The 10,245-nt window shown below is 50.7% G+C and carries 5 protein-coding genes; all 5 read left to right on the top strand.

The features are described from left to right. Window positions 1-2,249: 2,249 nt before the first annotated feature. Entirely contained in the window at window positions 2,250-5,258 is a 3,009-nt protein-coding gene (locus tag M3200_RS07230) for a YadA-like family protein (protein WP_288178210.1), read from the top strand. A gap of 1,762 nt (window positions 5,259-7,020) precedes the next feature. Continuing rightward, entirely contained in the window at window positions 7,021-7,785 is a 765-nt protein-coding gene (locus tag M3200_RS07225) for a 6-carboxyhexanoate--CoA ligase (RefSeq protein ID WP_022382868.1), read from the top strand. Continuing rightward, window positions 7,775-8,938, top strand: coding sequence for an 8-amino-7-oxononanoate synthase (gene bioF, locus M3200_RS07220; RefSeq protein ID WP_022382867.1), 1,164 nt, complete (start codon window positions 7,775-7,777; stop codon window positions 8,936-8,938). Before M3200_RS07225 ends, bioF begins: the two co-directional genes overlap by 11 nt. Before the next feature lie 19 nt (window positions 8,939-8,957). Continuing rightward, complete coding sequence (locus tag M3200_RS07215; protein WP_022382866.1) at window positions 8,958-9,443, top strand: hypothetical protein; 486 nt, start codon at window positions 8,958-8,960, stop codon at window positions 9,441-9,443. Between the two features lie 154 nt (window positions 9,444-9,597). Continuing rightward, on the top strand, window positions 9,598-10,125 hold the full coding sequence (locus M3200_RS07210; RefSeq protein ID WP_022382865.1) for a DivIVA domain-containing protein: 528 nt from the start codon (window positions 9,598-9,600) through the stop codon (window positions 10,123-10,125). Window positions 10,126-10,245: the final 120 nt, after the last annotated feature.

Here is a 10,245-nt window from a genome sequence, read left to right as displayed (position 1 = left end):
CAATTGGTCCAACTTTTTGTCCGCGTCCCCTTTCCTCGAGCGAAGCGAGGTTTTTTGGTATTCAGACAAAGCCGGCGCATATAAGTGCTGGATAATCCGATAATAGAATATTCCAATAGAAAAAGGACTGTGGCGAAATGATTGTACATTTTGTCATATCGCTGTCCCTCAGCTTACCTGAGGGCCTTTTTCGTTGAAGTTCTGATACTTCTGATATCCATGAAATTGCCGTTACTAATCAGAATCTGTTATAAGCGAGTAAGGGAAGATTATAAGATGCGCGTATGAAATGACGGGCTCATTCACAAATATTTCTATGATCTGCTGAAAGAAGATCGCAAAACGAGTGTCCGCCTTTAGGGAAAATAGGGAATTAGTATCTGATTTTAGGGAAAACAAGTGTATTTTTGCAGCTGAAAAGAGGAAACCTATCGCAGGAATGCATAGGAGTAAAGGAAGTTAGAACAAACCGATCGACTTATAATAAAAGTATAAACTTCTTATCTCTTATTAGTATTTCTTATAATTTCCCTTTTATTATATATTGAAGTCAAAGAACGGGAGATTTAAATACGCTGATAATTAACGGAGATCTTTCATCAAGGCAGATCCGAGGAGACTGGGGAGTTTCCAGGGAACGGCCGGAAGATCCTGCATCAGCATCCCGATCAAGCAGTGGTCCGGGGGACGGACGTGAATTTTCTTTCGGGGGAAAGGGAATCACCGTAACCACTGCGGCGATATACTCGCAAGCCGCCAGGGGGGCTCTTACGATTTTGAAACGTTTTCAAAGCACCTTTTTTCGCAGCGAACGCCAGGCAAGGAAGTCCGTCTTCTTCCCCGCGTTTGACTGCGATTTTTGTTTTTTACGGCAGAGCGCCAGCCCAGGCTGATCGGCTGCCGGCATGTACCGGGAACTTTCTAAGGAAATTTTTCATTCATCCCATACGGGAATCAGCATCGCATGAGGGGGCACATCTATCTCCAAACTCCAACCTTCCCCTCTCATTGGGCATTCCATATAGTTCGTCATGACCTTCCCAATTAAAGACCGGTCCGACCCCCTTCCCATACTAGTCGGATGGCCGCATGACGGACAGTCGAAAGGCAGAACCTGCTATTCAGGCCTATTCGAGTGAAAAGGACTTCTCTCGTCAAGGAAGTCCTTTTTGCGTGGGATGGGGAGCATGAAAAAACATGAAAAACCATGAAAGACCATACAACCGCAGCTTTGCGCGTGGAACCTTTTCATATTTTAAAAACCAATGAATACTGCACCCCGATTTTAGAAATTGCACCTTTAAAAACCATACAACCGGACTCTGTCCGAGGAAATGCAACTCATCCGTCGACTCCGCCGACACCTTCCCTTCCAGGGCAAGGTCAAGACCGGCCTACGGCCCTTTTTCCCCGTCTGGGAAGGCGAGGTTAGCGGCGCTTGGGAAATGCGCGGTGTACCATTCGTCAGATCATCTTCCCATCCATTTCCTTTATATCCTCTAGTATCCTATTCATTTCCTTTATCACTCTATCAAGGAATCACATAAGATACACGTACAGCAGGGCGGATGTGTCCATGAAGTTTTCTATATGTTCCTAAAAGAAGAGTGCGTCCGTTCTTGAGGGTTTCTCATAAGACCGAGTTATTTTTTACGAAAAGTGCCGAATCCAATCGCGGAACGATGGGAAGCATATAACGGAATAGGATAGGACACTTAATTTACCCTGATTTCCTTGATACCTATAACAAAAGTGTCAACCTCTTATCTCTGACTCGTATTCCTCTTAATATCGTAATTACTATATATTTAAGACGAGAACGGGAGATTAAAAGCGCGCGTTTGAGGGGGATTCTCTATCAACGAATGGGCCGGCCTGGAACCAGGGAATTTCAGGCGGTTCATGGAGCTTGTCACTGGCAAACGCGGCGCCCCGATCCGGCAGTACGCCTTGAAAGGACTCTTTCGGGGGAAAGGGTCCATGGCGGCTGCTTAATTTGGAAAGGTATCGTTTGTGGACCGCCGGGGGGATGTACTATGATTTCGAAGAGTAGTTTTAATGCACGTATTTCCAGACGCAGCAGATGTCAGGGGAAAAAGGTACGCCTTTTCCTTGCTTCTGTCTGCGCCTTTTTGCTTTGTACGAGTGCGGCGCTGCCTGCGCAGGCTGCACCCTCCAATGATATCGTAAAGGGCCAGGGGGCATTTATCTAATATGGCATGGATCCGGTCAATACCCGCCCGAAGGGCATGAGTATCGCCATTGGAAATAATGCGAAGATCGATCTGGGCACACGAACGGAGGAGGCACTCCTTTCTTTCGGAGATGGCAAGGAGAGAGGCAAAGATGATGACAGATTTGGTTACACCATAGCTGGCAACACGGAAGCGAAGGAAAATCTGCCGGAAGGAATTGCCATCGGCACGAATTCTTTCGCAAGGGCAGGATCGATTGAAATCGGCGCGCATAATCTGGGAGCGGATGTGGAGATCGGGGATACGAAGGGATCGGAATTCAGCACGTACGGCTTCAGTCCTGCAGCCGGCAGGCAGCTAGGCGTGGCCTCGACGACGGTCGGCACGAATTTGTATGCAAACGGCATGTTCACGACGACCTATGGCAGCTACAATGTGCAGTCGAGCCAGTATCAGGAACTCCATGTGGTCGATACCATTCTTGATGGATATAAGAATGCATTTGGCACTGTCGTCGGTTCCTTGAACTCCAATGAATCGATTGCCGCCTTTCCTCATTCCGGCGCGGAAAACTCCATCATCGGGACGGGAAACCGTGTCAATAACAGCAGCGGAACCATCGCCATCGGCACGGGCAATGAGGTGAAAAATACATGGGGAGTCACTTCGGCAACGATGATTCTGAGCCAGCCGCTTGATTCTCCAAAAGCCATGCAGGATGCAATCATTGACGGAGCCAAAAAAAATCCAGGCGGCGCTGTCATGGCCATCGGCAATGGGAACAAGGTCGACAGCGTATCCTTTGCCCAGGTCCTTGGTACAGGGAATGAACTTAAGGGCCAAAACGGCCTCTTTGATAGCGACAAGTATGTCATGATCGACGGATACAACAATAGTTTCACGAGAGCAAACAATACGACGGTCATCGGAACGGGCAGCAAGGGAAGCTATGTAACAAGCTCCATTGTCATGGGTGACAACGCCAATGTGGAGAACACCAAAGGCAGCGTCATGATCGGTGATACAAACAGCGCTTCTTATGTCAATTCCTCTCTGATAGCAGGCGCTAAGAATTCCATCACCGGGACAGAGAAGACGCCAAGCGCATCCAATATCTTGTCCGGCGTGGGAAATACGGCATCCGCCGTGCAGCATGTTTCTGCCATTGGATCTGGAAATACCGTCAACAATACCGCGACAACCCAGATTCTTGGCGATACGAACACCGTCAGCTATGCAGCTCTTTCTTCGGTAACCGGATCGAATAATACACTGACTGGTACGGCAGACAATGTAAGCTCAGCTAATATTTTGGATGGTTCAGGAAATACGGCGTCCAATGTAAATCATGTTTCTGCCCTCGGCGCTGTCAATGGCGTGACGAATGCAGATAAGACGCAGGTTTTGGGCGATAGGAACCGTGCAACGAATACGAACCTGTCGCAGATGTTCGGCGTGAATAATGTTTTGTCCACTACGGATGGTGCAGCAGAAAATGCAAAAGATATCCAAATCGGTTATGGTAATTCAGCCATCAATGTGCAGAATGTCACTTCTATAGGTTCAGCCAATACTGTTCTTGTTTCGAAGATGTCGCAGGTCATCGGCGACAACCGTTACCTTTCCAACGTTGACCGTTCCGTCGTCATCGGGTCGGCAGACAGCAATGCGACGCAGATGACAAGCGATGATATCGTCGCTGTCGGTTACAATTCCTATGCGACAGCCTCTGGCGGCGCGGCCTTCGGTTCGGGCTCTGTGGCAGGTACGGCAGCTGGTTATGCAGGCTATGATCCGCTGACAAATCTTCTTTCCCTGAATACGTCCCCGGCCTGGAAATCGACAAGAGGCGCCGTTTCTGTCGGCGATATTTCCAAAGGCATCACCCGTCAGATCACGGGCGTCGCAGCTGGCACGCAGGACACCGATGCCGTCAACGTGGCGCAGCTGAAGAAGGTTGTCTTCGCCCGGCAGAATGCGACGCAGCCAAATATCAAGGCAGGCAACGGCATCCAGGTCATCAAGACGTCTGACGGTATGTACACCATCAGCGCGAATATCACAGGCACCACATCCGAGACGGGCCATACATCCGCCAGCGTAGGAAATACGGCCGCAGGAAATACAGGAACATCGGGCGCTAATTCCGGCGGGACGACGATTCTTCCAATTACCCCGGACAGTAATACAAGTGTCGATAATGGTGAAGTCGTCGTGATCAGGAACGTCACGGACCCGACCAGCTTCAAGGCAGACGACGGGAACAGCGCATCGATTTCCCCGAAGGGCACCCTCTCGATCCTTGGGGACAGCACGAATACGGAAACCAGTATTTCCGGAGATTCGCTGAAAGTATCGCTCAAGAAAGACATCACCGTCGACAGCGTCAAAGCAGGAAATACTACCATCAATAACGATGGCGTCACCATAAAAGGCGGTCCGTCCATGACGTCGGGCGGCATCAATGCAGGCGGCAGGAAAGTGACAAACGTCGCGCCTGGAGAAATTTCCGCATCGTCCACGGACGCCGTCAACGGCTCGCAGATTCATGAACTCAAGGGCAGCATTACCAATAACACGACCCACCTGACACAGCTCGACAACCGCGTAGGCGACCTCGATCACCGTGTCAATGAAGTCGGCGCAGGTGCAGCCGCTCTGGCGGGCCTTCATCCGGTCGACTATGATCCGGACAGCAAGTGGAACGTCGCCGTCTCCGGTGGTTCCTACAAAGACCAGCAGGCCCTCGCCCTCGGCGCTTTCTACCATCCGAATGACGACACGCTTCTCTCTTTGGGAACGACCGTAGGTTACAACGATAACATGGTTACCGTCGGCGCCTCCTTCAAAGTCGGTGAAAGAGGAAATGTAAAGAAGGTCTACCCAGGTGAAGCAGCCAAAGAACTGACAAGCCTCAAGAAACACGTCGCTGAACAGGACAAGAAACTGGCCTCCCAGGATCAGAGAATCGGCCAGCTCGAAACCATGCTCAAAGAACAGAAGGAAATCAACGAAAAACAGCAGCAGATCATCGCAAAACTCGCCGCGAAAGTCGGCGTATAAAATAATAAAAAGCCTGACTCTGAACAAAGGAAAAGCAGAAAAGCCTCCCAAGTGCGCGGGAGGCTTTTTTGTGTGGAATTTCATTTCGGAAGGCTCGTGGAAATCAAAACTCAGTACATCGCAGTAACATGGCGGTACGTGCCGGTGCGGAAGGTTTTGCCCTGCCTCAGCGGGGAAGGGCGGTCAGCCTATCATTTAACTGTTGCTGACGAAAGGGGTGCAGTATTCATTGGTTTTTATAAAAGGTTAATCGAGCAGAGCGAGGTTGTGCGGTTTTAGCATTTTATATGAAAAAGATGAAAAACCATACAGCCGGCTTGCAGCCTGGGAGATGAACCACCTCATAAAAACCGCAAAACCAGCCTGGCGGCTGATGGAACTACATCTCATTCGTCAGCTACGCTGCCACCTTCTCCTTTCGGAGCAAGGTTAACACCCTTAAACCTCGCTTCGCTCGTGGAAATGCATTTTCCTCCATCTTCCTCTCCCATTCCCAATATCGTTTGCTTTTTTCATAGCTCTGTGATTTCTTCTATCAATCCCTCTCATTTCATAGGTTGCAGGATATACACGAGTTTTAGTCGATGGTATTCACCTAAATGAAAATGGGGACTTTGATCTAATTTTTTGATAAAGTCCGGTAAAGACGGGGATAAGATGCATAGACTTTACGCGAAATGTCTGATTCTAATTGATATTTTGATAAAAATGATTCGGTACTCTTATCTTTAAAAGAGCCTATATAGAATATGCTGCATTTAGGAATATCAAGGAAATATTTCAAACTATAACGGGAATACTGGTTTTTATTCTAAAACATAATTTTAAAATAGATTTAAAAAGCAACGTCATTTTGATAAAGCCGTATACTTTCTGACTGTTTATCCAGAATAAATTCAAACAAAATAATTCGATTTTTGACTTTATTGAGAATGGGAATTTTATTTCTAACATGCGTATTCTTGCATGGAAATGATGAAAAAAGGGGAGATTTAAATCAAATATTAATGTATGGTATATCATATTGACTGCTTTTGTAAAGAAAATGTATACTTAGTATCAACGAAGCGTCAAGACATGGCCTTGCTGCTTATCCCGGGGGAAAGCGGCAGAGGCGGGCCGTGTCATGCAAGGACGCGCCGACTGTTTTCTGCCAGCGGGTTTCGTTAGTCAGCAGGAGAACATCCACAAATCGTCCGCGGCGTGCATCAGGGGATGCGCCGCGCGGGGGACGGTTCCTGCAGAATGAGAGCGGCTGTCATGGAAGCTCTTGTTCTATGCAGCGGATGGAAGATGACATGATGAAATGGCGAAAGCTCATTTCTTGAAATAGAAAAACTGGTACAGGGATGAGTCCAATGAATCCAGCGGCGATCCCCGCTGGATTTGAAGGGCATTCCATAAAGTCCATCCCTATCTACCGGGCGGGGTCTTCGCTTCACTTCCCTTCTCGAGGGCGGAGACGCGGCCGGGAGAACCTCTCCCAGGGCTGGGCAGCAAAGGTGCCTGCAACACACCTTAAAAAGGACTTCCTACGCCTGCGGAAGTCTTTTTTACATGGAGGCTCTTTTGAATCCCTGCACATGCGTTTTAGTTATTTTGTTAACATCGCACATTCAAACACCTTGACAAAAGAGTCCTGTTACTATTAAATAATAGAAAAAAATAAAGTAGATATATGGAACCGGAGCGATGCCTCGGCATATTTTTTACCCATAAGGTTGACAATAATAACAATGCAAGTTGACAAAGGAGACCGTAAATGTTGTACAGTGTGAAGATGCGTTCGAGCCTGGGCGGGACCCATGGCAAGGGCGGGCGCCACATTTCTGGAGCGGAGCGGATTGTTTCTGAGGATCTGGTGGATGAGACGGTGATTTCCATGATGCGCCGTGCAAGGGAGCATGAGAGAGGATGCGCGGATTTCATTCAGGTGAAAGTGGAAGAGGTGCCGGATGCGGCGGTTTCGTACTGCCTGATGCTTCCGCTTTACCAGATCGACACGAGCGAGAAGTCCGAGGGACACAGGGCAGCGGAGGCTGAGCTCATCCGCGCGGGTGTTTCTCCTTTGGCGGCCAGGCGGGGCATCGCTTCTCTGGAAGCACTGGAAGACAGCATGAGGGGCGCAATCGTGATGGATGCGGAGACGGGCGAAAGGCTCGATGGCCGCGGAGAGCGCGAGGTCCGCTGCAGCAATATGGACAGCGCTGACACGGCTGAGTATGAAGCAAAGATGCGCGGCAAGGGTCTTGGCGGCGATCATCCGCGTGAAGCGCTTGTCCTGGCATCGAAGGTGGCTCACGGACCCGGCACGGTAGCCGAGCTTTGCTGGTCGGATGATCCGGACTATGTGACGGGCTACGTCGGCTCGCCGCTTCACGGCTATGGCCGCATTACGGTGATAAAGGACAAGGGCGACCCGGTCGGCGGGCGCGTTTTCTTCGTGAAGCACGGGACAGATGTTGCTCTTTATGAAGACTATATGCAGAATCAGACGGTATTGGTGAGGTTATCAAATGAAACTTGAAAATATGGGAAAGGCGCTGGATGAAATCCGCGAAGGCGGGCGCTTCCGCAAAGTGCAGGATCTCCGCATGGTGACGGCGTCGAAGGGCGTCCGCCGCGACGGTTCGGAGTGCATTGTCTTTAATTCGAATGATTACCTTGGCATGACGCATGAACAGGAGGTCCAGGAAGCGGCCAGGGATGCCGTACGCTGGGGCACGGGCTCGGGCGGCGCGCGTCTGACATCGGGTGCTGTCTTTGAACTCTCGGATCTAGAAAAGGAGCTCGCTTCCTTCAAGCATGCGGAAGATGCCGTCATTTTCAATACAGGCTACATGACAAACCTGGGCGTCCTCTATGCCCTCGGCGGCAAGGACGATATCATTTTCTCGGACGCACTGAACCATGCTTCCATTGTCGACGGATGCAGGATTTCCCGCGCCCGCACGGTCATTTATCCGCATTCGGATATGGCTGCTCTGGAAGAACTTCTGAAGAATACGCCTGTGAGCGGGCAGCGTTTCATCGTGACAGACGGGGTGTTCTCGATGGACGGGGACATCGCGCCGGTCCCGGACCTGATCCGCCTTAAGCAAAAATACAATGCCTGCCTCATCGTCGATGATGCGCACGGCGTCGGCGTGATCGGCGAGACGGGAAGAGGCTCTGCGGAGCATTTCTACGTCTCTGGCATAGATATCCAGGTGGGGACGCTGTCCAAGGCGCTCGGTGCTGAGGGCGGCTATGCAGCTGCTTCAAGGGAAATCTGCGATTACCTGAGGAACGTTTCAAGGCCGTTCATCTTCTCTACGTCCATCTCGGCCGTGACCGGGATGACGGCGCTGGCAGCTTTACGCCTTCTGGAGCGCGAGCCGGAGCGCTTCGTGGGACGCTTGATGGAGAATACCCGGTACATGAAGGAGAAGCTGGCAGAAGCGGGGATTCCCGTAGAACCAAGCGACACTCCGATCATTCCCATCATACTGGGCGAAGAGGAAAAGACGCTCGCATACGCCTCCCGCTGCATTGAGGAAGGCATCCTTCTCTCTGCTATCCGTCCGCCGACGGTGCCCGCCGGGACGAGCCGCATCCGCCTGACCGTGACCGCGGCTCACACGAAAGAAGAACTGGACCGCGCCGTTGCGGTCATGAAAGCGCATTTCCCCCTGCCCTAGCCATCGAAAGGAGCACCTTATGATCGTGACAGGAGAGAGACAATGGATCGTGGATATCTGTGAGACAGCGATGCTCGCCGTTCTCATAGCCGTCAGCGGAGTCTTCCGCATCCCGGGCCTTGTCCCGGGGACGGAGTTCCAGCTCTCAGCCCCGATTGCCGTCGCCATCTGTGGCGTCTTTGGATTTAAGAAATACCTGATTGCAGGGATCCTCGCATCCCTCTTAAGCATGACGATGGGAACCGCGACCATCCTGAACGTCGCCGTCGCCATGACATTCCGCGTCGTCGTCGGCCTTGTATGGCTGGCGCTTGGAGACAGCCGCGTATTCTACGTGATTTCCGGCCCCGTGGGAAGCGCCGCTGCCCGCGTCCTCATGTACTTCCTCCTGGGGAAGGGGCTTGAAGTCATGCTCATCGCAGCCGCTCCTGGCATGATCTATACCGCCGCTACCGCATGGCTCTTCGGGAAAATCTTCATGCGCTGTCGCCTGGGAAGACGATAAATACAGTAATGCACAGTACTTCCATTTCTGTAAGGGAAAAAGCAAAAGGGATGGGTGATTTTCATGCCATCTTTACGCTTTGACAAAAAAGAATTTGCCGAAACGCCGGATAGACAGTAAAATGGGGAAAGAATTCCCCCCAAGGAGGCAAATTATGATTACACCAATGGACATCCATAATAAGCAGTTCACGAAAGCCACCGTCCGTGGTTACAGCGAAGAGGAAGTCAATGATTTCCTGAACCAGATCGTCGCTGACTACGAACGCATTTACCGTGAACACCGCGAAATGGAAGAAAAACTTGACCAGATGAAAGCAAAACTGGCCAATTATGAAAAGATCTCCGAAACAATGACTGCCACCCTGCAGCTCGCCAAAGACACCGCTGAAAACGTGAAGAAGAACGCGCGCAGAAACGCAGACATCCTCATCGCCAACGCCAAGGCCGACAGCGAAAAGCAGATCAAAGACGCGCAGGACTACCGCCGCACCCTCATTCACAACATGATGCAGACCGAAGGCAACATGAAATCCTACGTAGGCAAGATCAGAAAAGACCTCGAACTCGCCCTCGCAGCAATCGATGAACTCGACCGCATGAAAGCCCCCCTCGGCGACGGCGCAGCACAGGAATCCTTCGCAGAAGCTGAAACAGAAGCAGCGGAAGACGAAGAAAAATAAAATCAATCAAAAAAGACCGCAGAGATGTGGTCTTTTTTTGATGGTGAGGGCGGGGGAAGCTCTTGCCGTTGGATCCGCTCTTTTTTTTAGGTTCTTCACGCTTTTTTGTGGGATAAAAAT

The sequence above is a fragment of the Dialister sp. CAG:357 genome, from assembly GCF_000435155.1.
GTDB lineage: Bacteria > Bacillota > Negativicutes > Veillonellales > Dialisteraceae > Dialister > Dialister hominis.
The sequence above is the reverse complement of the archived record's forward strand: the minus strand, read 5'-3'. Positions and strand labels throughout refer to the sequence as shown.